Annotated in this window: 13 protein-coding genes and 1 tRNA gene; 7 read left to right on the forward strand and 7 right to left on the reverse strand. The window is 66.6% G+C overall.

The window, feature by feature from the left end:
- Positions 1–350: 350 nt before the first annotated feature.
- On the forward strand, positions 351–2111 hold the full coding sequence (locus IU514_RS08740) for a hypothetical protein (protein WP_194930715.1): 1761 nt from the start codon (positions 351–353) through the stop codon (positions 2109–2111).
- A 214-nt stretch (positions 2112–2325) separates the two neighbouring features.
- Here IU514_RS08740 and IU514_RS08745 read toward each other — a convergent pair whose 3' ends face one another.
- From IU514_RS08745 to IU514_RS08770, 6 genes are all read right to left on the reverse strand, one after another.
- Positions 2326–3963, reverse strand: a complete 1638-nt coding sequence (locus IU514_RS08745; protein ID WP_194930716.1) for a 3-(methylthio)propionyl-CoA ligase — start codon at positions 3961–3963, stop codon at positions 2326–2328.
- A 1-nt stretch (position 3964) separates the two neighbouring features.
- Complete coding sequence (locus IU514_RS08750) at positions 3965–6370, reverse strand: efflux RND transporter permease subunit (RefSeq protein ID WP_228760585.1); 2406 nt, start codon at positions 6368–6370, stop codon at positions 3965–3967.
- 12 nt (positions 6371–6382) lie between these two features.
- The gene (locus IU514_RS08755) at positions 6383–7453 is read right to left on the reverse strand and encodes a WD40/YVTN/BNR-like repeat-containing protein (protein ID WP_194930717.1); all 1071 of its coding nucleotides are present in this window, start codon (positions 7451–7453) and stop codon (positions 6383–6385) included.
- Positions 7454–7529: 76 nt separating this feature from the next.
- Positions 7530–8888 (reverse strand): DUF1329 domain-containing protein, encoded by a 1359-nt coding sequence (locus IU514_RS08760; RefSeq protein ID WP_194930718.1) that lies wholly within the window; start codon positions 8886–8888, stop codon positions 7530–7532.
- 31 nt (positions 8889–8919) lie between these two features.
- Positions 8920–10752, reverse strand: coding sequence for a DUF1302 domain-containing protein (locus IU514_RS08765; RefSeq protein WP_194930719.1), 1833 nt, complete (start codon positions 10750–10752; stop codon positions 8920–8922).
- Positions 10753–11460: 708 nt separating this feature from the next.
- Positions 11461–11537: transfer RNA gene (locus tag IU514_RS08770), tRNA-Met, on the reverse strand.
- Between the two features lie 118 nt (positions 11538–11655).
- On the opposite strand from IU514_RS08770, the gene IU514_RS08775 reads away from it, so the two are divergent.
- From IU514_RS08775 to bfr, 3 genes are all read left to right on the forward strand, one after another.
- The gene (locus tag IU514_RS08775; protein ID WP_194930720.1) at positions 11656–12252 is read left to right on the forward strand and encodes an RNA pyrophosphohydrolase; all 597 of its coding nucleotides are present in this window, start codon (positions 11656–11658) and stop codon (positions 12250–12252) included.
- 67 nt (positions 12253–12319) lie between these two features.
- Positions 12320–12523, forward strand: a complete 204-nt coding sequence (locus tag IU514_RS08780) for a bacterioferritin-associated ferredoxin (RefSeq protein ID WP_194930832.1) — start codon at positions 12320–12322, stop codon at positions 12521–12523.
- A gap of 113 nt (positions 12524–12636) precedes the next feature.
- Positions 12637–13107, forward strand: coding sequence for a bacterioferritin (gene bfr / locus IU514_RS08785; protein ID WP_194930721.1), 471 nt, complete (start codon positions 12637–12639; stop codon positions 13105–13107).
- Between the two features lie 69 nt (positions 13108–13176).
- Here the strand turns inward: bfr and IU514_RS08790 are convergent, their stop codons facing one another.
- Complete coding sequence (locus IU514_RS08790) at positions 13177–13758, reverse strand: DUF4126 domain-containing protein (RefSeq protein ID WP_194930722.1); 582 nt, start codon at positions 13756–13758, stop codon at positions 13177–13179.
- Between the two features lie 100 nt (positions 13759–13858).
- Here IU514_RS08790 and IU514_RS08795 point away from each other — a divergent pair, with 100 nt between their 5' ends.
- The 3 genes from IU514_RS08795 to IU514_RS08805 are packed head-to-tail and all read left to right on the forward strand — an operon-like array spanning position 13859 to position 15778.
- Entirely contained in the window at positions 13859–14563 is a 705-nt protein-coding gene (locus IU514_RS08795; RefSeq protein ID WP_194930833.1) for a DUF6776 family protein, read from the forward strand.
- A 5-nt stretch (positions 14564–14568) separates the two neighbouring features.
- Positions 14569–14991 (forward strand): bactofilin family protein, encoded by a 423-nt coding sequence (locus tag IU514_RS08800; RefSeq protein ID WP_194930834.1) that lies wholly within the window; start codon positions 14569–14571, stop codon positions 14989–14991.
- A gap of 52 nt (positions 14992–15043) precedes the next feature.
- Positions 15044–15778 carry a DUF6776 family protein gene (locus tag IU514_RS08805; RefSeq protein ID WP_228760587.1) on the forward strand — a complete coding sequence of 245 codons (735 nt, stop codon included), beginning with the start codon at positions 15044–15046 and terminating at the stop codon, positions 15776–15778.
- Positions 15779–15782 lie beyond the last annotated feature (4 nt).

The following is a 15782-nucleotide window of genomic DNA, read 5'->3' on the forward strand; positions in this document are numbered from 1 at the left end:
GAAAGTCTCACCAACGGCCAAGCTGATGGCTCGACGGCCCGAGCTCTCGAGCTCCGGCGATGGAGCTCGGAGCTCCAACGAAGAAAGACGCGCACCGATGAGGTCGATCGCTCGGACCGGCCCGGGCTGATCATCTCGCCATTGCTGGACAGCAGTGCCCTGGCAACGACCGCTAACGGCCAGGAGCGGCCATTGCATCAAGTTACCGGCGCAGGTTCGGCCGGAGCTAACCACCAGGGCATCCTAAGCGCGACTAGGGTTACCCTTCGCCCTGGGGCGCAAGGACTGGAGGGGGTATGCACAGGATCCGCAGAGAGGCCGCTTGGGGCACAGGCTTGGCGGTCGCATTGATGCTCGCTTGGAGCGTTGCACGACCCGCGTCGTTGCCACTGGCGCCGATGATGGCCGCCGGCGCGGTGCCATGGACGGACGCGGACCTGCAGCAGGCCTTACAGGATGCCAAGGGCAAACGCGTGCTGGTGGACGCCGTGCTCGCCAACGCGGATCGCGCGAACGCGATGGCACTGCTCATCGCCGCCTCCAGCGCCCATCGGCTTGGACGCGCGGAGGACGCAGGCTTTCTGTTCTTCGCCGGGCGCGCCCGCTCCGTGCTCGATCTCCAGGCCTATCCCGACGAAACCGGCTCGGCGAACCCGGCGTTGTCGGCGATCGCGGCACAGGCCAAGAGCCAGATCCTGCCGACGCTGGTCGCAGACCCGGCGATCTATCTTGCGATTTCCCGGCGCTTCGAGGCCTGGTCGATCGTGCCTCCTGCAGGTTATGACCCCGGCTGGGACTACGAAAAGGCCAAGCCCGCGGACGAGGTGCAGGCAAAGGCGAACGAGATCCGGGCGGTGCAGTCCAAGTCGTTCGACACCATCTCCACGCTCCTGGCCATTCCGGAATACCGCAAGGCGATGGCCGTGCTGCAGCGCGATGGCGTTCGCATGGACTCGGCGGTTCTGCAGCAACGGCAAGACGCACTGGAGACGCTGCGTCGCATCGAAGAAAAACGTGGGCTTCAGTACGTCACCGCGCGCGTGCAATCGCCGCTCGAGGCGGCCGTTGTCGGGACGGACCGCGTGTTCCTCGACAAGCCCGGCCCGTACCGTTGCAACGTGGGACTGCGCGATACCGTCGTCGGTGCCGGGCAACTGGCCATGTTCCGCGACTGTCCGGGCGTGGAAATGGGCAAGCCGACGGCGCTGAAGATCAAGCACCTGACGACGGGACAAGACCGCATCAAGCCGCAGTACCTGCCGCTCAAGGACTGGACGCTGCTCGGCTTCGATGCCGAGGGCCGACTGTTGTGGGCACACACCGAAACCGGAACGGACCCGGTGAGCCACGACAAGCTCGTCATCAAGGCGCTGGCCGCGGGCGCAACATCGCCAGTCGACGCGGTGCAGACCGAGTTGCCAATGCGTGGCGTGATTCGCTCCGCGCGCGCGGGCGACGCCTGTTGGTTGATGGCCGTGAACTACCCAGTGCGCGCACCGAAGCTCGCACCTGGGCAGCCGGACAGCCTGCTGGTGCTGTACGCGCAGGATCGCCTGCGCGTGCTCACGCCGGCGACGGACGGCTACGTGCAGTTCTGGAACCCCGTCGCCCGCAACTTTGTCGTCCGTGAGAGCAAGGGAATGAAGGACAGGACGTGGAAGACCATCGATTGCCAAGGCACGGTGGGCGCCCTCAAGCCCGGCCTCGAGCAGGCGTTGAACGCGCAACTGTCGAACTACCTCCCGCACTTCACCTTCCCGGACGCCGGCCCGTGGATCCAGCTCCAACAGCCGAAAGGCGCCGGCATCGGCACGGGGACGCGGGTGCTGTTCGATCTGCGCGCTGACAAAGTCGTGCCGTCGCCGTTCAATGACCTCGACATGCAGCGAGTCATCGGCATGACCGCCACGCTCGACGGCACACGCATGGCATTCGCAGTGGCCGAGGGTCTGGCGGTATACGACGTGGCCAGCTCGCAGCGGTTGCGCACCATCCCCGCGCAGTTCACGAGCATGGACTTCGAGGAGATGGCATTCACCCCCGACGGCGCGACGCTGGTCGTCTGGAACGACGATGGATTCTTCGAGTTTTCCGTGGAGGCGTCGCAGTAGCGTTGGCCTCTGGATCAGTTGCCAAGAAATGAACCTGGCCCTTCTTGTAGTGCCTAGAGCGGCTCGGCTCGGCCTGATCGTGCGACTAGCCGAAAAGAGTGAATGCCCGCAATGGGTCGGAAGCGGACGTTGATAACCGCTCCCAGGCCTTAAGTCGACGAGGGCCGCTTTCGCGACCCCGTCGCACGCGCGCGTCGCCGCGCGAGTCTCACTGTCAAACGCCGGGGAAGCTGTAGTCGCGGAACTGCTCGCGCAGTACCGCCTTGTGCAGCTTGCCGGTCGCGGTGTGCGCCAGTTTCGGAACGAACACCACATCGTCGGGCAGCCACCACTTGGCGACGCGGTCACTGAGGTAGTGCAACACGCTCTCGCGCTCCAGCGTCTGGCCGTCCTTGACGACGACCAGCAGCAGCGGCCGTTCCTGCCACTTCGGGTGTGCGATGCCGATGACCGCGGCCTCGGCGACCAGGGGATGGCCCATGGCCGCGTTCTCGAGCGTGATGGACGAGATCCATTCGCCGCCGGACTTGATCACGTCCTTGGAACGGTCCGTGATCTGCATGTAGCCGTCCGGATCGATCGTGGCGACATCGCCGGTATCGAAGTAACCCTCGTCGTCGAGGATCGGGCCGCCTTCGTCGCGGTAGTAGGCACGCGCCACCCACGGGCCGCGGATCTTGAGGTGTCCCGCGGCCTGGCCGTCGTGCGGGAGGCGCCGGCCTTCGTCGTCGGTCAGCTTGAGGCTGACGCCGAACACGGCGCGGCCCTGCTTGGCCTGCACCTGCAGGCGCTCCTCCAGCGGCAAGGCGCGGTGTACGGGCAGCAGGTTGCAGACGGTGCCCACCGGTGAAGTCTCGGTCATGCCCCAGGCGTGTACCACTGACGCGCCAAAATCGCGCTCGAACGCCTCGACCATGGCCCGCGGCACGGCAGCGCCGCCGATGACGACGCGATCCAGCATGAGCTCTTCGACGGGCTTCGATCCCATGGTCGAGGCGTGCTGCAGCAGCATCATCCAGACCGTGGGCACGCCCAGGGCGAGGGTTACCCGCTCGTCCCGCAGCAGTGCGTACACGCTGGCACCGTCCAGGGCCGGGCCGGGCAGCACCAGCTTGGCGCCACTCATCGCGCCGGCATAGGGCATGCTCCAGGCGTTGACGTGGAACATCGGTACTACCAGCAGCGCGGTATCGCTTCGACCCAGGGCGAAGCTGTCCGCGGTGCAGGCGCCGAAGGCATGCAGCACGGTCGACCGGTGCGAATAGAGCACGCCCTTCGGCATGCCGGTCGTGCCCGAGGTGTAGCAGAGCGAGGCGGCGGAGCACTCGTCCAGGTCCGGCCAGGCGTAGTCGCTGGACTCGGCCGCGAGCAGGTCCTCGTAACACAGCAACCCGGGAATGGCGCATTCGGGCATGTGCGCGCGATCCGTCATCAGCACGAACGCGCGCACGCTCTTCAGTTGCGGCGCGAGTTTCTCCACCAGTGCGACGAAGCTCAGGTCGAAGCACAGCACCGCATCTTCGGCGTGGTTGATGATGTACTCGAGCTGCTCGGGGAACAGGCGCGGGTTGACCGTGTGCAGGACGGCGCCCATGCCCGATACGGCGAAGTACAGCTCCATGTGGCGGTAGCCGTTCCACGCCAGCGTCGCGACCCGCTCGCCGCGCTGCACGCCGAGCGCGGAAAGCGCGTTGGCGGCCTGCTTCGCGCGCCCGTGGATGTCGCGGTACGTGCAGCGATGGATGGGGCCTTCGACCGTGCGCGAAACGATCTCGGCGTCGGGGTGGCATGCCGCCGCATGCTCGATCAGGGACGGGACGAGAAGCTTGTGATCCTGCATCAGGCCGAACATGTCATGCCTCCACCTTGCGCAACAGGAAATGCGAGAGCGCGGGCACGAGCACCAGGGCACCGATCATGTTCCACACGAACATGAAGGTGAGGAGGATGCCCATGTCGGCCTGGAACTTGATCGGCGAGAACGCCCAGGTGATCACGCCTGCAGCCAGGGTGATGCCGACCAGCGCGACCACCTTGCCGGTGAACATCACCGCGCGCCGGTAGGCCTCGGAGAGCGGCAGTCCGGCGCGTTGCTGGCCCAGCTGCACGCTCAGCAGGTACAGCGCGTAGTCGACGCCGATGCCGGCGCCAAGGGCGATGACCGGAAGTGTCGCGACCTTGACGCCGATGCCGAGGTACACCATCAGCGCCTCGCACAGGATCGAGGTCAGGATCAGCGGCAGCACCGCGACGACCACCGCACGCCAGCTGCGGAAGGCGACGAAGCACAGCAGCACCACCGCGCCGTAGACGTACAGCAGCATCGAACGGCTGGCGCGGCCGACCACTTCGTTGGTGGCGGCCTCGATGCCGGCGGAGCCCGCGGCCAGCTTGAACGTCACGTCCTTGTCGTTGTGCCGGGCTGCGAAGTCTTCGGCGATGCCCGCCACGCGCTTGAGCGACTCTGCCTTGTGGTCGGCCAGGAAGGCGATCACCGGAAGCACCGAGCATTCGGTGTTGAACAGCTCCGGATTGAGCACCGTGGCCTGCTGACCCGCGTAGTTGATCACGTCCTGGTTGCGGTTGATGGTCAGCCACTTCGGGTTGCCCTCGAACGAGCCGGCGGTGATGTTGCGCACGGCGTCGGCAAGCGACAGGGTGGTCTGCACCGCCGGGTCCTGCTGCAGCGCCCAGCCCAGGCGATCGGCCTGCACCAGCGTCTTGTAGTTGAGGCAGGCGTCCTTCGTCGTCTTGACGATCACCGCGAACACGTCGCTGGACAGCGCGTAGTTGCCGGTGATGTAGGCATTGTCCTGGTTGTAGCGCGAGTCCTTGCGCAGTTCGGGAGCGCCCGGATCGAGGTCGCCGACCTGCAACCCGCGGCTGACCCACAAACCACCTGCCGCGAGCAGGACCGCGCAGGCGATCGCGCCGATGGCCCAGCGCCGTTCGGTGAAGCGGTCGAGGAGCGACCAGAACGCGCCGAAACCGCGACCGGCCGCTTCCTTGTCGTCTTCGCGCAGGCTGCGCTGCGCCGCGGCCGGGCTGACGCCGACGTAGGACAGCAGCACCGGCAGCAGGATCAGGTTGGTGAACACCAGCACGCCGACGCCGATGCTCGCGGTCAGCGCCAGCTCCTTGATCACCGGAATGTCGATCACCATCAGCACGGCGAAACCGACCACGTCGGCGAGCAGCGCGGTCAGGCCGGCGAGGAACAGGCGGCGGAAGGTGTAGCGCGCGGCGACCAGGCGATGGGTGCCTCGTCCCACGTCCTGCATGATGCCGTTCATCTTCTGGGCGCCGTGGCTGACGCCGATGGCGAAGATCAGGAACGGCACCAGCACGGAGAACGGATCCAGTTCGAAGCCGAGCAGGCGCACCAGGCCCAGCTGCCAGGCCACGGCGACCACCGAGCAGGCGACCACCAGCAACGTGCTTCGCAGGCAGCGGGTGTACAGGAAGATGATCAGCGCGGCGATCAGCGCTGCCGCCAGGAAGAAGCTGGCGACCTTGACCAGACCATCGATCAGGTCGCCCACCAGCTTGGCGAAACCGATCACATGGATCCTGACCTTCCCGTTGGAAGCCTTCTCATACTTCGTGCGCACCTTTTCCAGCCGTTGCGAGAAGGCCTGGTAGTCCAGCCGCGCACCGGTTTCGGGATTGCGCTCCAGCACGGGCACAAACACCATGCTCGAGCGGAAGTTGTTGGCCACCAGGTTGCCGACGATGTTGGCGCGGCGGATGTTGAGCTTCAGCGCATCGACCGAGGCGGGCGTGCCGTCGTAGTTGTCGGGCATCACCGGACCGCCGACGAAACCTTCCTCGTTGACCTCGCTCCAGCGCACGGCCGGAGTCCAGATCGACTTCATCCAGGCGCGGTCGACGTCCGGCGTCAGGAACAGCTCATCGTTGACCTGCTTGAGAGTTTCCAGATAGGTCGGATCGAAGATGTCGCCGCTGGTGTTCTCGACCACGACGCGCACGGAGTTGCCCAGTCCACGCAGGCTGCCGCGGCTTTCCAGGTAGTTCCTGACATAGGCGTGGCCATGCGGGATCATTTTTTCGAAGCCGGCGTTGATCGCGAGCTTCGTGGCCTGGAAGCCGAGCAGCAGGGTCAGCAGGGCGCAGGCGGCGACAATCCAGAACCGGTTGTTGAAGATGGCGCGTTCGAAGAAGTGACCGGAGCGCTGGTCGAATTCCTCGATCGTGCGGACGACCGGCATTTCGCCGAGTGTGGAACGGGACGTATCCAAAGCAGGATCCTCTTACAGTTCGGGGCGCTCGATCCGCGCACCGCGAAGGCCGCTCAGGAGCAGGGCATCGCCGGAAGCGGCGAGCCCGGTGTAGGGCATGGGCGACTTGGTGGCGATGCGCTTGAAGCTCGCGCCGTCGTCGTCGCTCAGCAGGACATCGCCCGCCTGCGAACACAGCAGCAGGCGACCGTCCGGGAGCACCGTGCTGCCCGTGATCGAGGCCGTGATGCCGGTATCCACCTGCTCCCAATTCTGGCCGCCGTCGCGCGAGCGATAGGCCGTGCCGCGCAGGCCGTAGGCGAGCACGAGGCCGGGCTTGGTCAGCAGGCCGAAGTAGCTGCCCTCGTACGGCGTCTGCATCGCGACGAAGCGGCCGGAAGCGGCATCGAAGCGCAGCGCCAGTCCCAGTTCGCCCACGATGTAGAGGCCATCGCCGCCACCGCGGATGCCGTAGAGGTGGTAGAAGCGCTGGTTCTGCGTGCGATCCGTCCACGGCTCCCACGTGCTTCCGCCGTCGCGCGTGTGGAAGATCAGGTTGTATGCGCCGACGGCGAAACCCTCGCGCGCGTCGGCGAACCAGACGTCGAGGAAGGGCCGGCTGGCGCCTTCCTGTGCCGCGCGTTCGGCTTCGCCCAGCAAGGGCTCGACGACTTCCGGGTCGACACCGTTGGCGGCCATGCGTCGAACGCTTTCGAGGACCAGCGCGTTGGCGCGCCGTCCGTCGAGCTGCACTTCCCAGGTGGCGCCGCCGTCGCGCGTGTGCAGCACAACGCCTTCGTGGCCCACAGCCCAGCCTTCGCGCGCGTTGGCGAAGTGCAGTGCGGTCAGGTCGGCGCTGACGGGCACCTTGGCCTGCTTCCACGAGGTGCCGCGATCATCCGAGTAGACGATGTGGCCGCGTGCGCCGGCGGCGACGAGACGCGTGCCGGCCGCGGCGCTGGCCTGCAGCAGGCGCTGCGAGGCCTGTTCGCTGGACACTGAAGGCTGGTCCAGCACGTCGATGAAACTGCGGTCGGTGGCCGCCGAAGCGGCGGCAAGGATCGCCAGGCCGAGCATGGCGGCCAGCGGTGCTGGGGATTTCATGGGGAGTCTTCGTTCTGCGGAGAGCGATGGCGGACTCCGGCGCCTTGCGGCAGCCGGAGTCCGCATACGTCAGGTGTCAGCGGATGCCAGCACCGGCGAGCGCGTCGGGCGACCATTCCTTGGCCGGCAGCGGGTTGGTGTAACGCACGCCGTCATACGGGCCCATCAGGAAGCTGACGTTGTAGACGCCCGAGGTCAGGTCGTAGAACACCTGCGTCTCGGCATTCGGCGTCTTGGCGTCGTAGCTGGGCGCCATGTGCGCGAACGAGGCGCGGTACAGCTGGCCCTTCGCGTCGTACTGGTCCGCGGACAGCGCGGTCCAGCTGTCCTCATCGAGGTAGAAGGTGCGCTTGGCGTAGATGTGGCGCTTGCCCGGCTTCAACGTCGCTTCCACCACCCAGACGCGGTGCAGTTCCCAGCGCACCAGGTCCGGATTGAGGAAGCGCGGCGTGGTCACATCGGAAGCCTTGTTGGCATAGGTCAGCCGGTACGTGTTGTACGGCACCAGCATTTCCTTCTTGCCGACCAGCTTGAAGTCGTAGCGGTCCATCGAGCCGTTGAAGATCCAGGCGTCGTCGTATGTCGCGGCGCCGGCCGTGCCGGGGTTGGGCGTGTCGTAGGAGATGTCGGGCGCAAGCTTCACGCGGCGCTGACCGGGCAGATACAGCCAGGCGCGGCGCGGACGCTTGTTCGGATTGACCACGTCCACCGCCATCAGCGCCTCGCCAGCGCGCCGGGCCGGCGCGTTGTAGGCGATCTTCGTGCGGAAGTAGACGTCCGTTTCCTGCGCCGGCTGCGTGCTCTTCGGGTCGTAGTACGGATACTCGACGATCAGCTTGCCGCTGGTGGCGAGCGCCGGCGTGCCCGACCCGTCCACGTTCCAGTTGTCGTACTTGAAGTTGCTGGCCACGCCGACATAGCGCAGCAGGTGGTTCCACATCGCTTCGAAGCCGCTCTTCGGGATCGGGAACGGATAGCCGCCGATGGCGCCCGAGATGCCGAGGCCGCCGTCACTGGTGCTGGCGCGCGTCGCGTTAGCCGCGGTGTTGTCCAGCACTCGGTCCGGAAGTGCCACGGTGCGGTGCGTCGGATAGACGTCGATGCGGAAGTTCGGGTACTTCTTCAGCAGTGCCATCGAGCCCACGGTCAGCTGGCCCTTGTACTGCGCCATGTTCTTCGCGGTGATCGTCAGGCGCGGCTTCTCGCTCGCGAAGGGATCGGGACGGATGCCGCTGCCGGCCTTGAAGCCTGCCGGCGCCTTGGTCAGACCGCCGGTGTAGGCCGGAATGGTGCCCTCGCCATTCCCGGCCGCCTCGGCGCCGACGCGCGTCAGTTTGGTGCCGAGCTGCTTGGCCTCATCCGCTCCGACCGCCGCCTGGGCGCTGCCCAGGACCGACAGCAGGGTGCCGGCGAGGATGATTCTGGAAGATTTCATGTTGCGTTCCTCTCGAATGTTGGTGGAACAATCACAGGGTGGTCTTGAAGGTGAAGACCACGAAACCTCGATCCGTGAGCAACGAATTGGCGCCACCGTTGGAGGTGATCGCGCCACTCGGGTTGGTGGTGTCGTCGCCGAGGAAGTCGACGTACTTCAGGTCGAAGCGGTACTTCGAGTACAGGTCGACGGCGACGCCGAGGGAGTAGCTGCCGGCATCCTCATTGCCGCCCAGCAGCACGGCGGAGTTGCCGCTCAGGCCCTGCGAGTAGCTGATCGGGAAGGACAGGTCGGCGCCCGGGAAGGCCTGGTACTTGGTCGGCGTGAAGTTGATCGCCAGGCCGTAGAAATCCTTGGTTACCTTGTCGGCCGGCGTGACCGGCGTGCCGGCGGGCCCGATCACGGTGTAGTTGTTGCGGCCCTTGAAGACCGCCGCGCCTTCCTTGACGTCGCTCCAGTGGTTCCAGGCCAGCTCGACGATCAGGTTCGCCGCATCCCACACCGGCGTTTCGGAGAAGGTGGCGAAGCCGTTGAGCACGCCGTGCCAGGTATTGCCGCGCGCGGCGCCGGTTTCGCCTTCCGTGGGCGGAGCGAACAGACTGCCCGCCGGCAGGGACGCGGCGAGCGGCGCCAGCGAAGCCGGAAGCACGCTGACCGTATCGCTCAGCAGCGGCATGTTCTCGCGGTAGTTCAGGTCCGCGCCGATGCTCACGCCCCACAGGTTCTTGGACAGGCTGAGGCCGTAGACCTTGATGTCGTCGGCATAGGCCGCGGCGTAACGGCCGATGGTGCCGCCAAGGACTTCCGGCACCGTCGCTGCCGACGGATTGATGTAGCAGGTGGTCGCGTTGAGCGGTGTCAGGCCGAGTGCGCGGCACAGGGCCGCGGGCGTGCCCGGGCGCACCGCAGGCGTGGCATTGCCCTGCGGCAGCACATCGGCGGTGACGCGGTAGTACGCGCCGAGCGTGCCGTCGAGCCACTCCGGGCTCCAGCGCGTGGAGATGCCCCAGTCGCCGTGCTTGTCGGGTTCGCTGTCCTCGCCACGCACCAGGCGATTGACGCCCAGCGGGTTGGCGGCAGTCACCGGCGCGGCACTGAAGATGAAGGATTCGCCGCCACGCAGCAGGTGGTCGTTGAAGCCGAGGAACGATCCCGACTCGGGGATCCGCGCCTGTTCCCAGTCGAAGAAGTACTGACCGGCGAAGGAGAGCTCGGGCGTCGCCTGCACCTGCATCGAAAACGCTTCGCGCGGCAGGAACAGTTCCTTGGCTTCGGTGCCCGGGACCGAGAACAGCTTGCCCAGGTCGAGTGCCGACTGGCCGTAGCTGAGGCTGTGCACCGGGTTGAGCATAGCCTCGCCCCAGAACACGGTGTGGCGACCGAGCTTCACGTTGACCGGCACGCTGCCGACGTCGAACTTGCCGAACACGAAGGCGTCGAGGATCTCGCCCGACGGGCCGCGGAAGTAGCGTTCGGTTTCGTCGCTGAGGCCCAGCGACGCACGACCGTTGTTCATGTGGTTAGACGAGACAAGGTGTTCATTGTCCAGGCTCTCGTAGGCCGCGTCGTACCAGCCGGCGCCGCTGACGCGGAATCCCATGCGGTCCTGGTAGATGAAGTCGAATTCGCTCAGTAGGTCGACGCGCTCGGACACCATGCCGCGATCGAAATTGCGGTCGCCGTCGTCGAAGTTGGGGCTGGCGAGGATTCCGCGATCCTGGCCTTCGACGCGATTGGCCAGGTTGACGCGGATCGTGTTGTCCCAGCGCAGTACGATGTCCGGGTTCCCGGTATTGATCTCGACCGCACCGGCGCTGCCGGCGACTGCGAGCGATGCCAGGATCGCGGCGCTGAGCACGCGCATCGACTTTCCATTTCTCTTGTTCAACGACTTCACTTCACCCCCCCCGTTTGGCAGAACCTCCGGGGCGGCCGTTCTGTTGCGGCGCATCCCCGGCGGAATGTCTTCGGAGTTGAACCGGAATTCCCGGCCGAATCCCCCCCCTTTTTTGGGGGGGTGGGAGCGGGCGCGCGTTGTGGTTGGTGAATGCGGGCGTAGATCCCGACACGCTCGGGGGCGCCGCCATGCCGGCGCGCCTGGCCGCGTGTCCGAAAGGGCTGCCACCGCCAGACAGAGCGCAGGCGGCCATCACAGGCCGAGCCCGCGTCATCCGCCGCGTAGAGCGTCACTGCGAGTGATCGATGCTTGGGGTGTTGGTCAGCCTGCCGGCTCGTTTCGTCGGGTCGATCGATGCGGGCGCGGTCTTTCGCTAGTGAGAGACGGGAGCTGCCGGACGAGCAGGCGGTCTCAATCGTTGCCGCGTTGCCCGAGGGTTGCAGCGCGGTGCTAGTGCGGGGGCGAAAGCGTCGAAGAGGGGGCGCGTAAGAGAGTGACGCGACGCGCCACGTAATGGCGGCGCGGGTTTCGGCGATCTGGAGCGGCGAATACGCATGCGCGTCCGCGTCGGATCGTTCGGAAATGCGCTAGGAGCGGACCATTTCCGAGCTGGACGAGCGCGGACAACAAAAACCCCGCGATGGCGGGGTTCGATGTTTCTCTGGCGCGTGCAGTTGGTGGCTATGGGTGGACTCGAACCACCGACCCCAGCATTATGAGTGCTGTGCTCTAACCGGCTGAGCTACATAGCCGCGCGGAGAATCGCCAATTATTCACGTGGCGGCGGTGCCCGTCAACCTGGTTTGCTCGGCTTGTGGTTTTGCGCAGGCCCGTGGCAGAGTCGGTAACAGTGAATTTGGAGTCCGCATCGTGATCGATCCGGACGGCTACCGCCCCAACGTCGGCATCGTGCTGATGCACCCGGACGGCCGTGTCTTCTGGGCGCGGCGCGTGAACCGGGACGGCTGGCAGTTCCCGCAGGGCGGGATGAACACCGATGAGACGCCGCTCGAGGCCATGTATCGCGAGCTGCGCGAGGAAACCGGGCTGCTGCCGGAGCATGTCGAGGTGCTGGGCGCGACGCCGGGTTGGCTCCGTTATCGGCTCCCGCAGCGCGCCATCCGACGCCACGACCGCCTGGTCTGCATCGGCCAGAAGCAGGTGTGGTTCCTGCTGCGCCTGACCGGGCAGGAGTCGGACCTGCGCCTGGACCTGACCGACAAGCCTGAATTCGACCATTGGCGCTGGGTGGACTTCTGGTACCCCGTCGAGCACGTGGTCATCTTCAAGCGGGGGGTCTATGCCAGCGCGCTGCGGCACCTGGCCCCGGCTGCCCGGCAGGTGGCTGGCGCCCAGGCCGTGCCCGCTCCTGGCCCGCGCTCCGATACAGCGGCGCGAGCCCGGCCACGGCGGCGGTTCAGGCCCGGTCCGGCCTCCCGGGGCGGCAACGACCCTGCCGTTAATTGACAATCATTCTCATTCATGGCGGAATGGGCCCCGCAGCCAAACCGGTTGCTTGCCCAGTGTTCCCGCCGTGTACGTCTGCATCTGCAATGGGGTTACCGATCACGACATCCGCAACGCGGCCGAAGCCGGCTGCCGGAGCGTGACCGAACTGACGATGCGTACCGGCGCCGGCGCCAACTGCGGCAGCTGCCTGGACATGGCGGGTTCGCTGCTCGAAGAGGCGCACGCGGTCCGCGAGCTGCCGTTCCCGGTCCTCCAGGAAGCCGCCTGACGCTTCCCAATCGCTAGTGATTCTCGGACGCGGATGCACTCGATTCGCGTTCCGGCAGGCTTGCGTGAACAGGATTACAGTTCCGGCCAGTCATTGGCATAAGGAGCAGCGCCATGAAGGGCGACGCCAAGGTTATCGAGTACCTCAACAAGGCGCTCTATAACGAACTCATTGCGATCAACCAGTACTTCCTGCACGCCAAGATGCTGAAGAACTGGGGCCTCAAGGAACTCGCGGACCACGAGTACCACGAGTCGATCGACGAGATGAAGCATGCGGACAAGCTGTCCGAGCGCATCCTGTTCCTCGACGGACTCCCCAACTTCCAGTCGCTGGGCAAGCTGCGCATCGGCGAGAGTCCGCGCGAGATCCTCACCTGCGACCTGGCGCTGGAGCTGGAAGCGCTGCCCCTGCTACGCGAGGCGATCAAATACTGCGAGACGGTGGGCGACTACGTCAGCCGCAAGCTGTTCGCCGACATCCTCGATTCGGAGGAAGAGCACATCGACTGGATCGAGACCCAGCTGTCGCTGATCGAGCGCCTGGGCGAGCAGAACTACCTGCTGACCAAGATCGAGGAGTGACGTCCGCCGCTTTGCGGAAGTGATGCATGAACGCCGCCGGCCTTCCGGCGGCGTTTTCGTATCTGCGCGTCAGGCCGTGCCGGGCTTCGGTGCGCGCCGGAACAGCTTGCGCCACACCCACCACAGCAGCAGTGCGACCAGCGTCGTCAGCACCAGCGCGATGGCGAGCGCGATCCATGGGTGGGCGAACACGAGCGCGAGGCCACCGACCACGGCCATGTCCTCGGTCACCGAGGCGGTCCAGTTGCTGACAGGCTCCGGCGAAGTGTTGAGCAGAGCGCGAGAGCCGCTCTTGAGCACGTGGCTGGTGAGGGCGATGCCGGCGCCGGCCGCCAGCGCGCCCGCACCGAGGTGGCCGTCCGGCGACAGTGTGGCAGCCGCGAGGAAGGCGCCGGCGGGCACGCGCAGCAGCGTCTGCAGCAGGTCCCAGACCGAATCCACCCCGGGAATCTTGTCGGCGAAGAACTCGGCCGCGGCGAGTGCGCCCGACACGCCCAGCACCCACGGCGACTGGGCCGGTTCCAGGGCAGTAGGAAGGTCCACCCAGCCCATCGCGCCCGCGAGGCCGACGCCGAAAACCGTGAGATAGGCCCGAATTCCAGCCAGCCAGGCGAGCATCACGCCAATTGCGAACAGGTGCGCAGAGGACATGGCAGCACTCCGGCTAGACTCGTCCCGAGTATAGGGGGAAGTCGGCGGCCACCGCCGGGTCGGCATGAGTGCATCCAGATCGGCGGCATCGCCGCGTTTGATGATCGTCCAGCAACACCGCGACCGGCGTCCGCTGGTGTGGGCGGGCGCGGCCGTGCTCTGGGCCGCGTCGATCGGCGCGACTTGGCTCTGGGCGCAGCAGCTGGCGGCACCGCGATTGCCGCAACTAAGCGCGGAGCTCGATCGCGTCCGCGATGAGTTGCGGCAGTGGCATCGGCAGGCCGAATCGCTCAGGCAACGCGAAGCCACGCTGCAGCGGTCCGACCAGATCAGCCGCAACGCCAACCAGCAGGTGCAGGGCGAATTGGCCGAGCGCGAGCAGGAGATCGCCGCACTGCGCGCCAACGTCGCCTTCTACGAGCGCCTGGTCGGCGCCACCTCGCAACCGAAGGGACTGGCCGTCTATTCGGCCGCTTTCGTGCCGGAAGCCGGTGGTACGTGGCGCTACGAGATGGTGCTGACGCAGAGTCTCAACCGCGGCGCGGTCAGCAACGGCAAGCTGCAGTTCGCCCTGGAAGGCGTGCGCCACGGCAAGCTGACGACCATCGGCTGGGACGAGTTGCACCAGCGGCCCGCCGCGCCTCCGCAGGATTATTCATTCCGCTACTTCCAGCAGGTGGCCGGCAGCGTCATGCTTCCGGCCGGCTTCACGCCGCAACGCGTGCGCGTATCGCTGCGTGGCGACGGAGGTACCGTGGAGCAGATGCTGGGCTGGAAGCGCGCCAACACCATTGGGGATACATGAGCAACATGTTCAAGAACAAGCCGGCCCAGAACGCGGGTCAGATCGACACCTTGATCGGATCGCAGGTCGTGATCCGTGGCGACCTGCAGTTCAGCGGTGGCCTGTACATCGAGGGTCGCATCATCGGCAAGGTGATCGCGGAAGAGGGACAGCCGGCGATCCTGACGCTGTCCGAGCACGGCAGCATCGAAGGCGAAGTGCGCGCGCCGGTGGTGGTGATCAACGGCCAGTTGCACGGCGACGTCCACGCCACCGATCGCGTCGAACTGGCCGCCAAGGCCCGTGTCCGTGGGAACGTGCACTACCAGGTGGTCGAGATGACCGCGGGCGCGCAGCTGACCGGTCGCCTGATCCATGCCGATGCCGCCGAAGCGGTGGCATGGCCGGGAGCTGAAGCGATGGTGGACGCGCACGCCGTGGTGGGCTGACCGGCTCCGTCCCGGGTAGTAGGCTGGTCACCGGCCTTTCCCGGTGACCGGCATGGATTCACCCGCAGCCCCTGTGGCAACCGAGCGCAAGGACCGTCGCTGGCAACTGGCCGGCGCCGTGGTCGTGGCGCTCGCGCTGGTGTTCGGCGCGTGGGGTTTGTGGCGCGTGTTGTCGCCCGCGCCGGGCGACCTGCGGGGGCGCTTCGGCGACAGCCAGCGGCAGGCGCGCAGCCTGCAGGCCCAGGTTGACCAGCTGCAGCAGCGGGTCACCACGTTGACCCGGTCCGACCAGATCAGCCGCGAAGCGAACCGCGACCTGCAGGGCACGCTGGCCGAACGCGACGAGGAGATCGCCGGTCTGCGTGCCGACGTGGCCTTCTACGAGCGGCTGGTGGGCAGCACGGCCCAGCGCCGCGGTCTGACCGTGCACGCCCTGCGCATGCAGCCGCAGAGCGATATGGCCTGGCACTTCACCTCGACGCTGACCCAGAACCTCAACCGCGGTGCGGTCAGCGCCGGGCAGCTGACGATGACCATCGAGGGCACGCGCAACGGCCGGCTGGAGAAGCTGGCCTGGACGGACCTGCGCCAGCAGCCGACGGCGCCCGGCCTGGGGTATTCGTTCAAGTATTTCCAGCAGATCGAGGGCGACGTGTTCCTGCCGCAGGGGTTCGCGCCGGTACGGGTCACCGTACGCCTGGTGCCGCAGTCCGGCCCGCCGGTCGAGCAGTCGTTCACCTGGGCCGATGCCACGCGCGATGCCGCGCCTGCGACGGCCGCGCAGTAACGCT

Source organism: Lysobacter niastensis (assembly GCF_015453285.1).
Taxonomy (GTDB): domain Bacteria; phylum Pseudomonadota; class Gammaproteobacteria; order Xanthomonadales; family Xanthomonadaceae; genus Lysobacter_J; species Lysobacter_J niastensis.

Excerpts from the sequence above, each read along its gene's own strand:
- IU514_RS08800 (WP_194930834.1), top strand. The coding sequence starts at position 14,569 with ATGTTCAAGAACAAGCCGGCCCAGAACGCGGGTCAGATCGACACCTTG.
- IU514_RS08740 (WP_194930715.1), top strand. The coding sequence starts at position 351 with ATGCTCGCTTGGAGCGTTGCACGACCCGCGTCGTTGCCACTGGCGCCG.
- IU514_RS08745 (WP_194930716.1), bottom strand. The coding sequence starts at position 3,963 with ATGTTCGGCCTGATGCAGGATCACAAGCTTCTCGTCCCGTCCCTGATC.
- IU514_RS08760 (WP_194930718.1), bottom strand. The coding sequence starts at position 8,888 with ATGAAATCTTCCAGAATCATCCTCGCCGGCACCCTGCTGTCGGTCCTG.
- IU514_RS08805 (WP_228760587.1), top strand. The coding sequence starts at position 15,044 with ATGGATTCACCCGCAGCCCCTGTGGCAACCGAGCGCAAGGACCGTCGC.
- IU514_RS08795 (WP_194930833.1), top strand. The coding sequence starts at position 13,859 with ATGATCGTCCAGCAACACCGCGACCGGCGTCCGCTGGTGTGGGCGGGC.
- bfr (WP_194930721.1), top strand. The coding sequence starts at position 12,637 with ATGAAGGGCGACGCCAAGGTTATCGAGTACCTCAACAAGGCGCTCTAT.
- IU514_RS08790 (WP_194930722.1), bottom strand. The coding sequence starts at position 13,758 with ATGTCCTCTGCGCACCTGTTCGCAATTGGCGTGATGCTCGCCTGGCTG.
- IU514_RS08765 (WP_194930719.1), bottom strand. The coding sequence starts at position 10,752 with ATGCGCGTGCTCAGCGCCGCGATCCTGGCATCGCTCGCAGTCGCCGGC.
- IU514_RS08755 (WP_194930717.1), bottom strand. The coding sequence starts at position 7,453 with ATGAAATCCCCAGCACCGCTGGCCGCCATGCTCGGCCTGGCGATCCTT.